Source organism: Flaviflexus salsibiostraticola (assembly GCF_003952265.1).
Classification (GTDB): Bacteria; Actinomycetota; Actinomycetes; order Actinomycetales; family Actinomycetaceae; genus Flaviflexus; species Flaviflexus salsibiostraticola.
This window is the reverse complement of sequence record NZ_CP034438.1, coordinates 1,193,597-1,212,756: the sequence shown is the minus strand read 5'-3', so window position 1 is coordinate 1,212,756 and position 19,160 is coordinate 1,193,597. Positions and strand designations below refer to the sequence as shown.

General features: G+C 58.9%; 8 protein-coding genes and 5 rRNA genes. All 13 read left to right on the top strand.

Annotated elements, in window-relative coordinates; translation table 11 throughout:
- The first annotated feature begins 4 nt into the window (after positions 1-4).
- The 13 genes from gatC (at position 5) to EJO69_RS05555 (ending at position 18,952) form a co-directional block, all read left to right on the top strand.
- A complete protein-coding gene (gene gatC, locus EJO69_RS05610) occupies positions 5-304 on the top strand; it encodes an Asp-tRNA(Asn)/Glu-tRNA(Gln) amidotransferase subunit GatC (RefSeq protein WP_126040061.1) in 300 nt (99 codons plus the stop codon).
- Positions 301-1,797, top strand: a complete 1,497-nt coding sequence (gatA, locus tag EJO69_RS05605; RefSeq protein WP_126040059.1) for an Asp-tRNA(Asn)/Glu-tRNA(Gln) amidotransferase subunit GatA — start codon at positions 301-303, stop codon at positions 1,795-1,797. The genes gatC and gatA overlap by 4 nt, the downstream gene beginning before the upstream one ends.
- On the top strand, positions 1,797-3,284 hold the full coding sequence (gatB, locus tag EJO69_RS05600) for an Asp-tRNA(Asn)/Glu-tRNA(Gln) amidotransferase subunit GatB (RefSeq protein ID WP_126040057.1): 1,488 nt from the start codon (positions 1,797-1,799) through the stop codon (positions 3,282-3,284). Before gatA ends, gatB begins: the two co-directional genes overlap by 1 nt.
- Before the next feature lie 420 nt (positions 3,285-3,704).
- Positions 3,705-5,237: ribosomal RNA gene (locus EJO69_RS05595) — 16S ribosomal RNA — on the top strand.
- 305 nt (positions 5,238-5,542) lie between these two features.
- A 23S ribosomal RNA gene (locus tag EJO69_RS05590) occupies positions 5,543-8,629 on the top strand.
- Positions 8,630-8,758: 129 nt separating this feature from the next.
- Positions 8,759-8,875: ribosomal RNA gene (rrf, locus tag EJO69_RS05585) — 5S ribosomal RNA — on the top strand.
- Together the 16S, 23S and 5S rRNA genes form the textbook arrangement of a ribosomal RNA operon.
- Before the next feature lie 397 nt (positions 8,876-9,272).
- Positions 9,273-9,584 (top strand): transposase, encoded by a 312-nt coding sequence (locus EJO69_RS05580; RefSeq protein WP_164519881.1) that lies wholly within the window; start codon positions 9,273-9,275, stop codon positions 9,582-9,584.
- A gap of 199 nt (positions 9,585-9,783) precedes the next feature.
- Positions 9,784-10,989 carry an IS21 family transposase gene (gene istA, locus EJO69_RS05575; protein WP_126038218.1) on the top strand — a complete coding sequence of 402 codons (1,206 nt, stop codon included), beginning with the start codon at positions 9,784-9,786 and terminating at the stop codon, positions 10,987-10,989.
- The gene (gene istB / locus EJO69_RS05570; protein ID WP_126038216.1) at positions 10,990-11,739 is read left to right on the top strand and encodes an IS21-like element helper ATPase IstB; all 750 of its coding nucleotides are present in this window, start codon (positions 10,990-10,992) and stop codon (positions 11,737-11,739) included.
- Between the two features lie 16 nt (positions 11,740-11,755).
- Entirely contained in the window at positions 11,756-12,622 is an 867-nt protein-coding gene (locus tag EJO69_RS05565; RefSeq protein WP_126040054.1) for an IS3 family transposase, read from the top strand.
- A gap of 252 nt (positions 12,623-12,874) precedes the next feature.
- Entirely contained in the window at positions 12,875-13,021 is a 147-nt protein-coding gene (locus tag EJO69_RS12305) for a hypothetical protein (protein WP_164519880.1), read from the top strand.
- Positions 13,022-14,027: 1,006 nt separating this feature from the next.
- Positions 14,028-15,560, top strand: a 16S ribosomal RNA gene (locus tag EJO69_RS05560).
- 305 nt (positions 15,561-15,865) lie between these two features.
- Positions 15,866-18,952 (top strand): 23S ribosomal RNA (locus EJO69_RS05555).
- Positions 18,953-19,160 lie beyond the last annotated feature (208 nt).

The window sequence follows — 19,160 nt, the reverse complement described above, 5'->3', positions numbered from 1 at the left end:
GCGCATGTCGTCTATCTCTACCGACGAGGTCGCCCGCGTGGCGGCACTCGCGCGCATTGCCCTGACCGAGGAGGAGATCGAAAGATTCTCGCACGAGCTGGCCGTCGTGGCCGATGCCGTCGCCGCGGTCTCCGAGGTCGCCACCCCGGACATCCCCGCCACCTCCCATCCGATTCCGCTGACCAATGTCATGCGTGAGGATGAGGTCGTTCCCTGCCTCGACCCTGCGGAGTTCCTCGCCCAGGCGCCGGCCAGCGAGGACGGCAAGTTCCTCGTCCCGCAGATCCTGGGGGAGGAGGCATGACCGCGCTGCTGCAGAAGACTGCTCTCGAGCTGGCCGACATGCTCGCCGCCGGTGAGCTCACCTCCGTCGAGCTCACTCGCGCCACCCTCGATCGCATCGAGAGGCTCAACCCGACGATCAACGCCTTCCTCCACGTCGATGCGGAATCCGCGCTCGAGACGGCCCGCGAGGTCGACGAGAAGCGCGCTCGCGGAGAGAAGGTGGGCAGGCTCGCCGGCATCCCGATCGCCATCAAGGACAACCTCGTCATGCGGGGCGTCCCGACGACCTGCGGATCGATGATGCTCGACGGATGGCTCCCGCCCTACGACGCCACCGTCGTCACCAAGGTCCGCGAGGCGGGGATGCCGATCGTCGGCAAGACAAACATGGACGAGTTCGCCATGGGTTCATCGACCGAGCATTCGGCCTTCGGCCCGACCAGGAACCCGTGGGATACGGAGAGGATCCCGGGCGGCTCGGGCGGCGGCAGCGCCGCTGCGGTCGCGGCCTTCATGGTTCCCCTCGCGCTCGGCTCGGACACGGGCGGCTCGATCAGGCAGCCGGGCTCCGTGACCGGCACCGTCGGCGCAAAGCCGACGTACGGTGCGGTCTCCCGCTACGGCCTCATCGCCATGGCGTCCTCGCTCGATCAGGTCGGCCCCGTTGCGCGCACCGTCGCCGATGCGGCAGCCCTGCAGGAGGTCATCGGCGGGCACGACCCGCTCGACTCGACGTCCCTCGATGCACCGGTGCCGGCGTTCGAGGACATCGTGCGCCGTGTCGGCTCGGACCTGTCCGGACTCAAGGTCGGCATCGTCGAGCAGATGTCGACCGATGGCTTTGAGCCGGGGGTCAGGGCAGAGTTCGATGCCGCGGTCCGCCGACTCGAAGAGGCCGGCGCCGAGATCGTCTCCGTCTCCTGCGCCTCCTTCGACTACGCGCTCGCCGCGTACTACCTCATCATGCCCGCCGAGGTCTCCTCGAATATGGCGAGATTCGACGGCATGAGGTTCGGCCTGAGGGTCGAGCCGGAGGACGGCCCGCTCACCGCAGAGCGCGTCATGGCGGAGAGCCGGGGCAAGGGCTTCGGTGCTGAGGTCAAGCGCCGCATCATCCTCGGCACCCATGTCCTGTCAGCCGGCCACTACGACGCGTACTACGCCTCGGCGCAGAAGGTCCGCACTCTTGTCCAGCGCGATCTGGACGCCGCCTTCGCCAAGGTGGATGTCCTCGTGACACCCACGTCCCCGACGACGGCGTTCAAGTTCGGAGAGAAGGTGGGCGACCCGATGGCGATGTACCTCAACGATCTCGCGACGATCCCGGCCAACCTCGCCGGCATTCCGGGCATCTCTATCCCCTGCGGACTCTCCGAGGGACTCCCGGTTGGATTCCAGGTGCTCGCGCCCGCACATCGCGACGATCTCATGTACGAGGTCGCCGCCGCGGTCGAGGCCTCCGCAGGTGACATCCCGGGCTCGTGCCCCGCCAAGGATTGGAAGGATAACTGATGACGCAGCTTCTAGATTTCGCAGAGGTCGTCGAGCGTTTCGATCCAGTCCTCGGCATCGAGGTGCATGTCGAGCTCGGCACGAAGACGAAAATGTTCGACGGGGCGCCGAACGAATTCGGCGGAGTACCGAACGCTCACGTGACCCCGTCGTCGCTCGGGCTTCCCGGATCGCTGCCTGTGCTCAACCGCAAGGCCGTCGAGTATGCCGTCCGCATTGGGCTGGCGCTCAACTGCACGATCGCTGAATCGTGCCGATTCGCGAGGAAGAACTACTTCTACCCCGATCTGACGAAGAACTTCCAGACGTCGCAGCATGACGAACCGATCGCCTTCGACGGCTGGGTCGACGTGCGGCTTGATGACGGCGAGGTCGTACGCGTCGAGATCGAGCGCGCCCATATGGAGGAGGATGCCGGCAAGAACAGTCATGTCGGCGGCAACGGCCGGATTCAGGGCGCCGACTACTCGCTCGTCGACTACAACCGTGCAGGTGTGCCGCTGGTCGAGATCGTCACTCGCCCCATTCCCAACACGGGTGGCCGTGCACCTGAGGTTGCTGCGGCCTACGTGAAGACCCTGCGCGACATCTTCCGCGCGCTCGAGGTCTCGGAGGCGCGCATGGAGCGCGGCAACGTCCGCGCCGACATCAACCTCTCCCTTCGGGAGACCCCGGAGTCGCCGCTCGGCATCCGGACAGAGACGAAGAACGTCAACTCGTTCGCGGCCATCGAGCAGGCAGTCGTCTACGAGATGAGGCGCCAGGGCGCGATCCTGTCGGCCGGCGGATCGATCACGCAGGAGACCCGCCACTTCCACGACGAAGACGGCACGACCTCGCCGGGCCGCGAGAAGTCGGACGCCGACGACTATCGCTACTTCCCGGAGCCGGACCTTGTGCCCGTCGCCCCGCCCCGGGAATGGATTGAGGAGATCCGCGCATCTCTGCCCGAGCTCCCGCACGCCAAGCGCGAGCGTCTGCAGGCCGAATGGGGCCTGTCCGATCTCGAGCTTCGCGACCTCGTCTCCGCCCAGACGCTCGATGTTGTTGAGAGGACCGTTCTGGCCGGCGCGAGTCCCGCCGCTGCCCGCAAGTGGTGGATGGGTCTCATCATCCGCTACTGCAACGAGCAGGGCATCGCACTCGAGGATGCCCCGGTCACCCCGGAGGATGTCGCTGAGCTCGATCGGCTCGTCGAGTCCGGCAGGCTCAACGACAAGCTTGCTCGGCAGGCACTCGAGGGCACACTCGCCGGCGAAGGAACGCCTGCCGAGGTTGCCGCAGAGCGCGGACTCGAGATCGTCTCCGACGATTCGGCGCTCGAGAAGGCAGTCGATGACGCGATGGCCGCCCACCCGGACGTTGTCGACAAGATCCGTGGCGGCAAGGTTCAGGCCGCCGGCGCACTTGTCGGCGCCGTCATGAAGGCGACGAGAGGACAGGCGGACGCCGCCAAGGTCCGAGAGATCATCATGGCGCGCGTGTAGAAACGCGCTCAGCAGCGAGGAAAAGGACGGGGCCCACGGGTCCCGTCCTTCATTTTTCGCTGCTATTCCGGCGAAAGATGCGGGTGTGATGTGGGTTGGTGGGCAGGGTCACGGTGGTTTTATTTGACCGGGGTTGGGGTGGCGGCTTAAGTTTATCGAGTTGCTTCCGGCTGGTTCGGGAGGGACGCCTCTGGATCTTCGGGTCGGGCGGGACGGGATGGCGCGGATCACTTGGTTCGGGTTTGTCGGTCTGGGTCTGGTTCGCTAAGATGGAGAGGTTGCTCCGCGGGAGTGCTTCTGGTTTGGAAGTTCGTTTCGTTGTGGGTTGCTTGTTTTGAATCTCAATAGTGTGTCGTTTTTTGTTTGATGATTTTTTTGTTCTGTATTTTTATGGAGCTGTTTCAGCTTTTCTGTAAGGTTTTTACGGAGAGTTTGATCCTGGCTCAGGACGAACGCTGGCGGCGTGCTTAACACATGCAAGTCGAACGATGAAGTCTCCAGCTTGCTGGGGGTGGATTAGTGGCGAACGGGTGAGTAACACGTGAGTAACCTGCCCCTTTCTTCGGGATAAGCTTGGGAAACTGGGTCTAATACCGGATATTCAGCGGCTGCCGCATGGTGGTTGTTGGAAAGATTTATTGGGAGGGGATGGGCTCGCGGCCTATCAGCTTGTTGGTGGGGTGATGGCCTACCAAGGCGTCGACGGGTAGCCGGCCTGAGAGGGTGACCGGCCACACTGGGACTGAGATACGGCCCAGACTCCTACGGGAGGCAGCAGTGGGGAATATTGCACAATGAGCGAAAGCTTGATGCAGCGACGCCGCGTGAGGGATGACGGCTTTCGGGTTGTAAACCTCTTTCGGCAGGGAACAAGTCCAGGTTTTGGCCTGGTTGAGGGTACCTGCATAAGAAGCGCCGGCTAACTACGTGCCAGCAGCCGCGGTAATACGTAGGGCGCGAGCGTTGTCCGGAATTATTGGGCGTAAAGAGCTCGTAGGCGGCTTGTCGCGTCTGCTGTGAAAACGCGGGGCTTAACTCCGCGCTTGCAGTGGGTACGGGCAGGCTTGAGTGTAGTAGGGGAGACTGGAATTCCTGGTGTAGCGGTGGAATGCGCAGATATCAGGAGGAACACCGATGGCGAAGGCAGGTCTCTGGGCTATAACTGACGCTGAGGAGCGAAAGCATGGGGAGCGAACAGGATTAGATACCCTGGTAGTCCATGCCGTAAACGTTGGGCACTAGGTGTGGGGGTCTTTGACTTCTGCGCCGTAGCTAACGCATTAAGTGCCCCGCCTGGGGAGTACGGCCGCAAGGCTAAAACTCAAAGGAATTGACGGGGGCCCGCACAAGCGGCGGAGCATGCGGATTAATTCGATGCAACGCGAAGAACCTTACCAAGGCTTGACATACACTGCGATGTTCCAGAGATGGGGCAGCCTTCGGGGTGGTGTACAGGTGGTGCATGGTTGTCGTCAGCTCGTGTCGTGAGATGTTGGGTTAAGTCCCGCAACGAGCGCAACCCTTGTCTCGTGTTGCCAGCACATGATGGTGGGGACTCACGAGAGACTGCCGGGGTTAACTCGGAGGAAGGTGGGGATGACGTCAAATCATCATGCCCCTTATGTCTTGGGCTTCACGCATGCTACAATGGCCGGTACAGAGGGTTGCGATGTCGTAAGGCTGAGCGAATCCCTTAAAGCCGGTCTCAGTTCGGATTGGGGTCTGCAACTCGACCCCATGAAGTCGGAGTCGCTAGTAATCGCAGATCAGCAACGCTGCGGTGAATACGTTCCCGGGCCTTGTACACACCGCCCGTCACGTCACGAAAGTTGGCAACACCCGAAGCCCGTGGCCTAACCCTTGTGGGGGGAGCGGTCGAAGGTGGGGTTGGCGATTGGGACGAAGTCGTAACAAGGTAGCCGTACCGGAAGGTGCGGCTGGATCACCTCCTTTCTAGGGAGAATTTTTTCCCGAAATCCACATGGTCAGTGTTCACAGGCTTTTTGTCTGTGCTGGTGGTGTGGTGGCGATGTTCCTGCCGATGGGGTAGCGAGTGGTGTGCTGCTTGAGTGTGCACTCGGGACACGATGTTTTTGAATGAGAAACGGCATGCTGTTGGGGTTTGGGGTCAGCAGCCCTGGCTGCTCCGCTGTGTGCGCCGGCCTGTGGTTGGTGTGTGTGGTGTGGGTGGGTTGTTTGGTAACTGTATAGTGGACGCGAGCATCTTTGGTTTGTGTGAATCGAAGAGTTCTTTTTGTTGTGAATTTTGTAGGGGCGTTCGGTGGATGCCTTGGCACTGGGAGCCGAAGAAGGACGTTGTAGCCTGCGATAAGCCTCGGGGAGTTGGCAAACGAGCTGTGATCCGAGGGTGTCCGAATGGGGAAACCTGGCCCACGTTATGGTGGGTTACCCGCACCTGAATGTATAGGGTGTGTGGGGGGAACGCGGGGAAGTGAAACATCTCAGTACCCGCAGGAAGAGATATTCCGTCAGTAGTGGTGAGCGAACGCGGATGATGGCTAAACCGTGTGTGTGTGAGAGCTTACGGGCGTTGCGCATGCGGTGTTGTGGGAGCGTGTTGTCGGTCCTCCGTAAAGGGGCCGGGATGGATGTGTTGTGGTAGTCGAGCCTGGTGGGAAACAGGGCCGTAGACGGTGAGAGCCCGGTAGATGAAACTGCAGCATGTTGTCTTATGCGTATCCCAAGTAGCACGGGGCTCGTGGAATCTCGTGTGAATCTGCAAAGACCACTTTGTAAGCCTGAATACTCCCTAGTGACCGATAGTGGATAAGTACCGTGAGGGAATGGTGAAAAGTACCCCGGGAGGGGAGTGAAATAGTACCTGAAACCGGGCGCCTACAATCCGTCAGAGCCTCCTTTGTTGGGGTGATGGCGTGCCTTTTGAAGAATGAGCCTGCGAGTTAGTGGTGTGTGGCAAGGTTAACCCGTGTGGGGTAGCCGTAGCGAAAGCGAGTCTGAATAGGGCGTTTGAGTCGCATGCTCTAGACCCGAAGCGGGGTGATCTACCCATGGGCAGGGTGAAGCACGTGTAAGAGCGTGTGGAGGCCCGAACCCACTTCAGTTGAAAATGGAGGGGATGACCTGTGGGTAGGGGTGAAAGGCCAATCAAACTCCGTGATAGCTGGTTCTCCCCGAAATGCATTTAGGTGCAGCGTTGCGTGTAGCGTGCCGGAGGTAGAGCTACTGGATGGCTGATGGGCCCCACCGGGTTACTGACGTCAGCCAAACTCCGAATGCCGGTTACGTTTGCGTGGCAGTGAGACTGCGGGGGATAAGCTTCGTAGTCGAGAGGGAAACAGCCCAGACCATCGGTTAAGGCCCCTAAGCGTGTGCTAAGTGGGAAAGGATGTGCAGTTGCAGTGACAACCAGGAGGTTGGCTTAGAAGCAGCCACCCTTGAAAGAGTGCGTAATAGCTCACTGGTCAAGTGATTGTGCGCCGACAATGTAGCGGGGCTTAAGTACACCGCCGAAACCATGGCAGCAGCACAGTCGTGTTGCTGGGTAGGGGAGCGTCGTCATCGTGGTGAAGCCGGGGCGTGAGCGTCGGTGGAATGGTGACGAGTGAGAATGCAGGCATGAGTAGCGAAAGACGGGTGAGAAACCCGTCCGCCGAATGACTAAGGGTTCCAGGGCCAGGTTAATCCGCCCTGGGTTAGTCGGGACCTAAGGCGAGGCCGACAGGCGTAGTCGATGGACAACCAGTTGATATTCTGGTGACCGGCGAAGTACCGTCCAATGCTGAGGTGAGGGATACTAACCACCCAAGCCGCCGCAGCGTCCTTCGGGATGGTGTGGTGGTGCGCGTGGGACCTGATCTTACGGTAGGCAAGCGTATTAACAGGGGTGACGCAGAGAGGTAGCCACCGCGTGTCTTATGGCTTGGCACGTTTAAGGACGCAGCCCGTCTCCCAGGCAAATCCGGGAGACATGAGGGTGAGGTCTGATGATGACCCCGTATGGGGGAAGTAGGGTGATCCTGTACTGTCTAGAAAAGCCTCGACGCGAGGTACCAGCCGCCCGTACCCGAAACCGACACAGGTAGTCAGGTAGAGAATACTAAGGCGATCGAGAGAATCGTGGTTAAGGAACTCGGCAAAATGCCCCCGTAACTTTGGAAGAAGGGGGACCCGAGCCTTGAAACCCCATGCGGGTTAGGGGCGAGGGTCGCAGAGACCAGGGAGAAGCGACTGTTTATCAAAAACACAGGTCCGTGCGAAGTCGTAAGACGATGTATACGGACTGACGCCTGCCCGGTGCTGGAAGGTTAAGAGGACTGGTCAGCTCACCCTTGTGGTGGGCGAAGCTGGGAATTTAAGCCCCAGTAAACGGCGGTGGTAACTATAACCATCCTAAGGTAGCGAAATTCCTTGTCGGGTAAGTTCCGACCTGCACGAATGGCGTAACGACTTCTCCGCTGTCTCAACCACGAACTCGGCGAAATTGCACGACGAGTAAAGATGCTCGTTACGCGCAGCAGGACGGAAAGACCCCGGGACCTTTACTATAGCTTGGTATTGGTGTTCGGTACGGCTTGTGTAGGATAGGTGGGAGACTGTGAAGCATTCACGCTAGTGGGTGTGGAGTCATTGTTGAAATACCACTCTGGTCGTATTGCACATCTAACCTCGGACCATGATCTGGTTCAGGGACAGTGCCTGGTGGGTAGTTTAACTGGGGCGGTTGCCTCCCAAAATGTAACGGAGGCGCTCAAAGGTTCCCTCAGCCTGGTTGGTAATCAGGTGGCGAGTGCAAGTGTACAAGGGAGCTTGACTGTGAGACTGACAGGTCGAGCAGGTGCGAAAGCAGGAACTAGTGATCCGGCGGTGGCTTGTGGAAGCGCCGTCGCTCAACGGATAAAAGGTACCCCGGGGATAACAGGCTGATCCTGCCCAAGAGTTCATATCGACGGCATGGTTTGGCACCTCGATGTCGGCTCGTCGCATCCTGGGGCTGGAGTAGGTCCCAAGGGTTGGGCTGTTCGCCCATTAAAGCGGTACGCGAGCTGGGTTCAGAACGTCGTGAGACAGTTCGGTCCCTATCCGCTGCGCGCGTTGGAAACTTGAGAAGGGCTGTCCCTAGTACGAGAGGACCGGGACGGACGAACCTCTGGTGTGCCAGTTGTACCGCCAGGTGCATGGCTGGTTGGCTACGTTCGGAAGGGATAACCGCTGAAAGCATCTAAGCGGGAAGCCTGCTTCAAGATGAGGTTTCCATCCAACATTGTTGGTGAAGGCCCCCTGAAGACCACGGGGTTGATAGGCCAGACGTGGAAGCACCGCAAGGTGTGAAGCTGACTGGTACTAATGGCCAAAGAATTCACAACACACAAAAAGGGAACACACTGTTCCATACGAGCTCCGATGCTCCGCGTCCACTGTACGGTCACCACCCAACCCACCCGTGACCAGTCCATAACTGAATAACCACACGTTTGACGTGACCCCAAGATTTTGGCGGTGGCTCTAGCGGTGGGGAAACGCCCGGTCCCATTCCGAACCCGGAAGCTAAGCCCACCAGCGCCGATGGTACTGCACTCGGGAGGGTGTGGGAGAGTAGGACACCGCCGCCATAACACCCCCGGAAAGGGCCCAGGACACCAGTCCCGGGCCCTTTCGCATACCCAAATACCGAGGCTGCTCCAGCCGTCACGTTGACTGCCCGTGAGTCGAGTTGCTGAGTCGGCACGTTCTCTGAGCGTTTGGGGTTGGAAAGAGAGGGTGATGATGCCCTGGGCGAGACCAGTCGAGGCTCTTACGGCGCCGCTCTTCGATCGCATCACTATCCAGATTGAAGACGACTGTGCCGCAGCCGGGAGAATCCGCAGTATCGGTCTTCGCTGCGTCCCCGCAGTTCCTGCATGATCAACGCAGCCTGTCGGCAATATGCTCCTCGACGATAACTTTTGCCGGTGTGAACCGTCTTCGGTTTGTTGCCGTTGTTTTGTGAGTCTGAGAGAGAATGGATTTATGCCCAGACGCATTCCTGAAGAAACAAAACAACGCGCGATCCGCTTGGTCTTGAACCACCTAGACGAATACGCGAATCTGACCGAGGCCTGTGTGAAGATCGGCGGGCAGCTCGGGATCGGTAAAGAATCTCTACGCCGGTGGGTACGCCAAGCCCAGATCGATGGCGGACAACGAGACGGCACATCCTCAGATGTCCTTGAGGAGAATAAACGCTTGCGTAAAGAGATCCGGGAGCTGGAAGAAGCTAACAGTATTTTGCGCGACGCAGCGGTTTTCTTCGCGGGGGAACTCGGCCCCCGATCCCGATGACCATCGCTTTCATCGACAACCAACGCAGCAAGGGCCACCGAGTCACCCAAATCTGCGACGTCCTCACGGGCCAGGGCCTACAGGTCAGCGCACGGACCTACCGGTCCTGGAAAACCGCCTGTCGGCGGCAGTTGAAAAGTGAGCAGTTTCGGCATTTGAAAAGTGAGCACTTCGATTAACGATGTGGAGTGTGATTTCAATGCACGATTGGGAAAAGATCCGGGTGCTTGCCCGCGAGGGTGTACCGAAGGCTCGTATTGCTGCTGAGCTGGGTATCTCACGCAATACGGTGGATCGGGCGGTGAAGTCTGATCAGCCGCCGCGTTATGTCCGCACGAGGACACCGACGAAGTTTGGGGAGTATGAGGCCCGGATACGGTGGCTGCTGGAGGAGTGTCCGACGATGCCGGCCTCGGTGATCGGCGAGCGGGTGGGCTGGCCTTACTCGGAGAGGGCCTTGCGGCAGAATGTGGCACGGATCCGTCCTGAGTATGCGCCACGACGTCTCGATCCTGCGGACCGGTTGGAGTGGGAGATCGGGGATGTGGCTCAGTGTGACCTGTGGTTCCCCAATGTTGATATCCCGATCGGGAACGGCAAGACGGCACGCTTCCCTGTGCTGACGATGATCCTGGCCTGGTCAAAGTATCCCGTTGCCTTGATGATCCCGAGCCGGCAACGCCCGGACCTGCTGTTGGGCATGTGGGACGGGATCAGCACCTTTGGCAGGGTTCCTCGACGCCTATTGTGGGACAACGAGGCCGGAATCGGACGATACGGCAAGCTCGGGCAGGAAGTCGCGGAGTTCTGTGGAACCCTCGGAGTGAAGCTCGTCCAAGCCAAACCCTATGACCCGGAGACCAAGGGCGTGGTCGAACGGTTCAACTCCTACCTGGAAACCTCGTTCCTGCCCGGGCGGACGTTCGCCAGTCCCAAGGATTTCAATGCTCAACTCGCCGGCTGGCTCGAGGTGATCCGAGGGAAGAAACCACGAGGGAAAGACCAAACTCGGGGCCAGGGCCTGACCGTCGAGCTCGAGCATATGGGTGCGTTGCCGCCGGTTGATCCCGCAGCGAGGTGGACTGTGCAGACGCGGTTGGGACGTGACTACTACATCGAGATCGGCGCGAACGCCTACAGTGTTGACCCCAGGTGGATCGGGCACCGCATCGACGTCACCATGGACCTGTCGACGGTCCAAGTCAGTACGGGCGGGAAGGTCATCACGACTCATGAGCGTCTTTGGGGCAGCGGCGGTCAGGTGACCGACCCTGACCACGTGGAGACCGCTCGGAAGCTGCGTGCGACCTTTCAGCAGCGCCAGGGCCTGCCCGGCTACGGAGTGACGGTCCAGGGCGGGGACCTGGCAGTATATGACCAGATCTTTGACATCGAGGTGGCCTAAATGGAGGCGATCAAAGACGTCACGTACTACACGAGTGCGTTGAAAGCACCACGTATTCAAGCTTCTTTCGCTCGCCTGGCTGACACTGGGCGGGCACAGGGCTGGACGTTCGAGGAGTACTTAGCCGCGGTTTTGGAAGCCGAGGTCACCGCCCGGGAAGCATCTGGGGCCGAGATACGACGGAAACGAGCACACTTCCCGTCCATGAAGACGATTGAGGACTTCACCTTCGATCACCAGCCCCACCTGCGCTCAGACGTTCAAGCAGCATCACGCTCGACCTGGATCCACAACGCGGAGAACATGATCCTTCTCGGCCCACCAGGCACCGGGAAGACTCACATATCGATCGGGCTCGGCATTGCCGCGACCAGGGCCGGAATCCCGGTCCTGTTCGACACCGCAGCCGGCTGGATCCAGTCGCTCACTGCCGCTCACAACAAGGGAGACCTGACGAAAGAGCTGCGGCGTATTCGCCGCTACAAGCTCATCATCATCGACGAGCTCGGCTACCTCCCCATCGAGCCAGAAGCCGCGAACCTGTTCTTCCAGCTCATCTCGGACCGATACGAGCAATCATCCATCCTGATCACCTCAAACCTCGCTTTCGGGTCCTGGTCCACGATCTTCCACGACGAGACGATTGCGACAGCCATCATCGACCGGCTCGTCCACCACGCCCAAGTCCTGACCACGAAAGGAACCTCCTACCGGATCAGACACCGACAAGAACAAGGAACTGTAAACTAAAACCGCTCAGTTTTCGATCGCCGGAAATGCACCAAATTCAACTGCCGCCGACACCGCCACCCCCAGCCACCGCGACCTTGATGATGCAATCATCATCGACGCCCTCCTGGCCACGGTCGGCACACCGGAAGGGATGTATGGCAGACGGAAAATGGTGGCCTACCTACGCCGCCACGGACTGGTTGTCTCAGCCCGGCGGGTTGACCGGCTGATGCGTGATCTCGAGATGAATGGCCGGGTCCGCGGCCAAGGAGTACGCACCACGATCCCCGACCGGAGTGCCGCCCGAGCCCCTGACCTGGTCGAACGTGACTTCACCGCGCCCATACCGAATGAGCGGTGGGTTGCTGATTTCACCTACGTGCGCACCTGGGCCGGCTTCGTCTACGTCGCCTTTGTCATTGATTGCTTCTCCCGCGCGATCGTGGGCTGGCATGCCTCGGCGTCAATGACCACACCCCTGGTGACCAACGCGCTACGGATGGGATTGTGGCGCCGTGACCAGGCCGGACACCCTGCAAACGCAGGTTTAATACACCACAGCGATGCCGGAGCTCAATTTACATCCGTGAGCTTCGCCGAGACGTTGGCCATGGAAGGCATCGCTGCCTCGATCGGATCGATCGGCGATGCCTACGACAATTCGCTCGCTGAGTCCACAATCGGTCTGTACAAAACCGAGGCGATCCGAGATGATTCACCGTTCCGCAGCGGCCCGCTCAAACAGCTCGAGGACGTTGAGTGGGTCACGGCGCAGTGGATTGATTGGTACAACACCACGCGCCTGCACTCACGCATCGACGACCTCACACCCGATGAATATGAATACCTCTACTACGCTAACCTAGAAACGCCCGCCCACACGGAGCTGGCACCCGTATAACACCGGCAAGAAACCGAAGACGGTTCAGTGAGCGTCTAGGCCCCGCCGACTACTCGGAAAGTTCCAAAGGTCCGAACGTTCTGTGCGGCAGCAGTTGATACCTGCGGGACGCGAGTCCACGACCGATCGGCCAGGGGCTCTTCGCCGTCACCAGCATGTTGCCGGCGCACCCCGTCGACCGATCCAGTGTTCGCGTCGACTCGCCATTGACGCGATTGTGCACTGCGGCTTGGAACTATCACCCTCGAGGCCATGGCGGGGGCAGAACCGTCCGAGGACTTCGGGACCATTCACCGACTAAGAGTGGTGCGACTGCTTCGCGGCACAATGGGAATCCGCAATCTCAGGGTGCCCGCCATCGTCGTGCCGGCAGAGCGCATGATCGATCCCGCTGTCTGAAGTATCGGCAGCTCGGGTCGAGGTCGTGGCATCGCCGTTATACCTTGCCGGCTCGTCGCGGTCGATGAGCTCTGCGAGCGGTGACCACGCCTGTTCCGTCTATGTCCACGATGTTCTGCTGGGCCCGCGTCGCTGCGCGAGCCTTAGCTATCGCTGGATGGGCGGCGGTGCCCATTCGGAGCGAGCTGAGGGAGACGGGTTTGATCAAGGCTTCTGTACATAGAGCGAGAACGTTCCAGGAACCAGCGTCTTGCTGTGGCTCTAAGGCCGGAACCGACGTGCGGCGGCTCCGGCGGACGATCCTGTGCACTGGCCATCTTCGACGTTGGGCCGGAGCCGGGGTCCTGGACGACGTCTGGCACGTATCCCCGGTGGGAAACTATGTATCCCGCTTGGCGTCGTTGCTGACACCGTCAGACCAATGCAGGGTTACCGTGCCAGGGCAGGAGGCGGTGCGTGGCCCGAGAACGTCGAACGGCTGCCGTGCGCTGCGCAACATTCCGGCCAGAGAGGCGCTCCGTCAATTCTCGTGAGCCTGCTCGAGCAGCTACGGAATCGAAGGACCCGGCGAACAGAATCGGCACTTGGGGGCGCCTGTCGACGCCGGTAAATTGGACGCATCACCAGTGTTTTCCCAGGTCACAGAGACGCCGGCGCTCAGCAGTGTGGGTGTGATGTGGGTTGGTGGGGAGGGTCACGGTGGTTTTATTTGACCGGGGTTGGGGTGGCGGCTTAAGTTTATCGAGTTGCTTCCGGCTGGTTCGGGAGGGACGCCTCTGGATCTTCGGGTCGGGCGGGACGGGATGGCGCGGATCACTTGGTTCGGGTTTGTCGGTCTGGGTCTGGTTCGCTAAGATGGAGAGGTTGCTCCGCGGGAGTGCTTCTGGTTTGGAAGTTCGTTTCGTTGTGGGTTGCTTGTTTTGAATCTCAATAGTGTGTCGTTTTTTGTTTGATGATTTTTTTGTTCTGTATTTTTATGGAGCTGTTTCAGCTTTTCTGTAAGGTTTTTACGGAGAGTTTGATCCTGGCTCAGGACGAACGCTGGCGGCGTGCTTAACACATGCAAGTCGAACGATGAAGTCTCCAGCTTGCTGGGGGTGGATTAGTGGCGAACGGGTGAGTAACACGTGAGTAACCTGCCCCTTTCTTCGGGATAAGCTTGGGAAACTGGGTCTAATACCGGATATTCAGCGGCTGCCGCATGGTGGTTGTTGGAAAGATTTATTGGGAGGGGATGGGCTCGCGGCCTATCAGCTTGTTGGTGGGGTGATGGCCTACCAAGGCGTCGACGGGTAGCCGGCCTGAGAGGGTGACCGGCCACACTGGGACTGAGATACGGCCCAGACTCCTACGGGAGGCAGCAGTGGGGAATATTGCACAATGAGCGAAAGCTTGATGCAGCGACGCCGCGTGAGGGATGACGGCTTTCGGGTTGTAAACCTCTTTCGGCAGGGAACAAGTCCAGGTTTTGGCCTGGTTGAGGGTACCTGCATAAGAAGCGCCGGCTAACTACGTGCCAGCAGCCGCGGTAATACGTAGGGCGCGAGCGTTGTCCGGAATTATTGGGCGTAAAGAGCTCGTAGGCGGCTTGTCGCGTCTGCTGTGAAAACGCGGGGCTTAACTCCGCGCTTGCAGTGGGTACGGGCAGGCTTGAGTGTAGTAGGGGAGACTGGAATTCCTGGTGTAGCGGTGGAATGCGCAGATATCAGGAGGAACACCGATGGCGAAGGCAGGTCTCTGGGCTATAACTGACGCTGAGGAGCGAAAGCATGGGGAGCGAACAGGATTAGATACCCTGGTAGTCCATGCCGTAAACGTTGGGCACTAGGTGTGGGGGTCTTTGACTTCTGCGCCGTAGCTAACGCATTAAGTGCCCCGCCTGGGGAGTACGGCCGCAAGGCTAAAACTCAAAGGAATTGACGGGGGCCCGCACAAGCGGCGGAGCATGCGGATTAATTCGATGCAACGCGAAGAACCTTACCAAGGCTTGACATACACTGCGATGTTCCAGAGATGGGGCAGCCTTCGGGGTGGTGTACAGGTGGTGCATGGTTGTCGTCAGCTCGTGTCGTGAGATGTTGGGTTAAGTCCCGCAACGAGCGCAACCCTTGTCTCGTGTTGCCAGCACATGATGGTGGGGACTCACGAGAGACTGCCGGGGTTAACTCGGAGGAAGGTGGGGATGACGTCAAATCATCATGCCCCTTATGTCTTGGGCTTCACGCATGCTACAATGGCCGGTACAGAGGGTTGCGATGTCGTAAGGCTGAGCGAATCCCTTAAAGCCGGTCTCAGTTCGGATTGGGGTCTGCAACTCGACCCCATGAAGTCGGAGTCGCTAGTAATCGCAGATCAGCAACGCTGCGGTGAATACGTTCCCGGGCCTTGTACACACCGCCCGTCACGTCACGAAAGTTGGCAACACCCGAAGCCCGTGGCCTAACCCTTGTGGGGGGAGCGGTCGAAGGTGGGGTTGGCGATTGGGACGAAGTCGTAACAAGGTAGCCGTACCGGAAGGTGCGGCTGGATCACCTCCTTTCTAGGGAGAATTTTTTCCCGAAATCCACATGGTCAGTGTTCACAGGCTTTTTGTCTGTGCTGGTGGTGTGGTGGCGATGTTCCTGCCGATGGGGTAGCGAGTGGTGTGCTGCTTGAGTGTGCACTCGGGACACGATGTTTTTGAATGAGAAACGGCATGCTGTTGGGGTTTGGGGTCAGCAGCCCTGGCTGCTCCGCTGTGTGCGCCGGCCTGTGGTTGGTGTGTGTGGTGTGGGTGGGTTGTTTGGTAACTGTATAGTGGACGCGAGCATCTTTGGTTTGTGTGAATCGAAGAGTTCTTTTTGTTGTGAATTTTGTAGGGGCGTTCGGTGGATGCCTTGGCACTGGGAGCCGAAGAAGGACGTTGTAGCCTGCGATAAGCCTCGGGGAGTTGGCAAACGAGCTGTGATCCGAGGGTGTCCGAATGGGGAAACCTGGCCCACGTTATGGTGGGTTACCCGCACCTGAATGTATAGGGTGTGTGGGGGGAACGCGGGGAAGTGAAACATCTCAGTACCCGCAGGAAGAGATATTCCGTCAGTAGTGGTGAGCGAACGCGGATGATGGCTAAACCGTGTGTGTGTGAGAGCTTACGGGCGTTGCGCATGCGGTGTTGTGGGAGCGTGTTGTCGGTCCTCCGTAAAGGGGCCGGGATGGATGTGTTGTGGTAGTCGAGCCTGGTGGGAAACAGGGCCGTAGACGGTGAGAGCCCGGTAGATGAAACTGCAGCATGTTGTCTTATGCGTATCCCAAGTAGCACGGGGCTCGTGGAATCTCGTGTGAATCTGCAAAGACCACTTTGTAAGCCTGAATACTCCCTAGTGACCGATAGTGGATAAGTACCGTGAGGGAATGGTGAAAAGTACCCCGGGAGGGGAGTGAAATAGTACCTGAAACCGGGCGCCTACAATCCGTCAGAGCCTCCTTTGTTGGGGTGATGGCGTGCCTTTTGAAGAATGAGCCTGCGAGTTAGTGGTGTGTGGCAAGGTTAACCCGTGTGGGGTAGCCGTAGCGAAAGCGAGTCTGAATAGGGCGTTTGAGTCGCATGCTCTAGACCCGAAGCGGGGTGATCTACCCATGGGCAGGGTGAAGCACGTGTAAGAGCGTGTGGAGGCCCGAACCCACTTCAGTTGAAAATGGAGGGGATGACCTGTGGGTAGGGGTGAAAGGCCAATCAAACTCCGTGATAGCTGGTTCTCCCCGAAATGCATTTAGGTGCAGCGTTGCGTGTAGCGTGCCGGAGGTAGAGCTACTGGATGGCTGATGGGCCCCACCGGGTTACTGACGTCAGCCAAACTCCGAATGCCGGTTACGTTTGCGTGGCAGTGAGACTGCGGGGGATAAGCTTCGTAGTCGAGAGGGAAACAGCCCAGACCATCGGTTAAGGCCCCTAAGCGTGTGCTAAGTGGGAAAGGATGTGCAGTTGCAGTGACAACCAGGAGGTTGGCTTAGAAGCAGCCACCCTTGAAAGAGTGCGTAATAGCTCACTGGTCAAGTGATTGTGCGCCGACAATGTAGCGGGGCTTAAGTACACCGCCGAAACCATGGCAGCAGCACAGTCGTGTTGCTGGGTAGGGGAGCGTCGTCATCGTGGTGAAGCCGGGGCGTGAGCGTCGGTGGAATGGTGACGAGTGAGAATGCAGGCATGAGTAGCGAAAGACGGGTGAGAAACCCGTCCGCCGAATGACTAAGGGTTCCAGGGCCAGGTTAATCCGCCCTGGGTTAGTCGGGACCTAAGGCGAGGCCGACAGGCGTAGTCGATGGACAACCAGTTGATATTCTGGTGACCGGCGAAGTACCGTCCAATGCTGAGGTGAGGGATACTAACCACCCAAGCCGCCGCAGCGTCCTTCGGGATGGTGTGGTGGTGCGCGTGGGACCTGATCTTACGGTAGGCAAGCGTATTAACAGGGGTGACGCAGAGAGGTAGCCACCGCGTGTCTTATGGCTTGGCACGTTTAAGGACGCAGCCCGTCTCCCAGGCAAATCCGGGAGACATGAGGGTGAGGTCTGATGATGACCCCGTATGGGGGAAGTAGGGTGATCCTGTACTGTCTAGAAAAGCCTCGACGCGAGGTACCAGCCGCCCGTACCCGAAACCGACACAGGTAGTCAGGTAGAGAATACTAAGGCGATCGAGAGAATCGTGGTTAAGGAACTCGGCAAAATGCCCCCGTAACTTTGGAAGAAGGGGGACCCGAGCCTTGAAACCCCATGCGGGTTAGGGGCGAGGGTCGCAGAGACCAGGGAGAAGCGACTGTTTATCAAAAACACAGGTCCGTGCGAAGTCGTAAGACGATGTATACGGACTGACGCCTGCCCGGTGCTGGAAGGTTAAGAGGACTGGTCAGCTCACCCTTGTGGTGGGCGAAGCTGGGAATTTAAGCCCCAGTAAACGGCGGTGGTAACTATAACCATCCTAAGGTAGCGAAATTCCTTGTCGGGTAAGTTCCGACCTGCACGAATGGCGTAACGACTTCTCCGCTGTCTCAACCACGAACTCGGCGAAATTGCACGACGAGTAAAGATGCTCGTTACGCGCAGCAGGACGGAAAGACCCCGGGACCTTTACTATAGCTTGGTATTGGTGTTCGGTACGGCTTGTGTAGGATAGGTGGGAGACTGTGAAGCATTCACGCTAGTGGGTGTGGAGTCATTGTTGAAATACCACTCTGGTCGTATTGCACATCTAACCTCGGACCATGATCTGGTTCAGGGACAGTGCCTGGTGGGTAGTTTAACTGGGGCGGTTGCCTCCCAAAATGTAACGGAGGCGCTCAAAGGTTCCCTCAGCCTGGTTGGTAATCAGGTGGCGAGTGCAAGTGTACAAGGGAGCTTGACTGTGAGACTGACAGGTCGAGCAGGTGCGAAAGCAGGAACTAGTGATCCGGCGGTGGCTTGTGGAAGCGCCGTCGCTCAACGGATAAAAGGTACCCCGGGGATAACAGGCTGATCCTGCCCAAGAGTTCATATCGACGGCATGGTTTGGCACCTCGATGTCGGCTCGTCGCATCCTGGGGCTGGAGTAGGTCCCAAGGGTTGGGCTGTTCGCCCATTAAAGCGGTACGCGAGCTGGGTTCAGAACGTCGTGAGACAGTTCGGTCCCTATCCGCTGCGCGCGTTGGAAACTTGAGAAGGGCTGTCCCTAGTACGAGAGGACCGGGACGGACGAACCTCTGGTGTGCCAGTTGTACCGCCAGGTGCATGGCTGGTTGGCTACGTTCGGAAGGGATAACCGCTGAAAGCATCTAAGCGGGAAGCCTGCTTCAAGATGAGGTTTCCATCCAACATTGTTGGTGAAGGCCCCCTGAAGACCACGGGGTTGATAGGCCAGACGTGGAAGCACCGCAAGGTGTGAAGCTGACTGGTACTAATGGCCAAAGAATTCACAACACACAAAAAGGGAACACACTGTTCCATACGAGCTCCGATGCTCCGCGTCCACTGTACGGTCACCACCCAACCCACCCGTGACCAGTCCATAACTGAATAACCACACGTTTGACGTGACCCCAAGATTTTGGCGGTGGCTCTAGCTGTACTGACCGGACAGGTTGGTTGAGGCAGTGCGATGACACGCGCTGACTTGTGACGTGAAGAG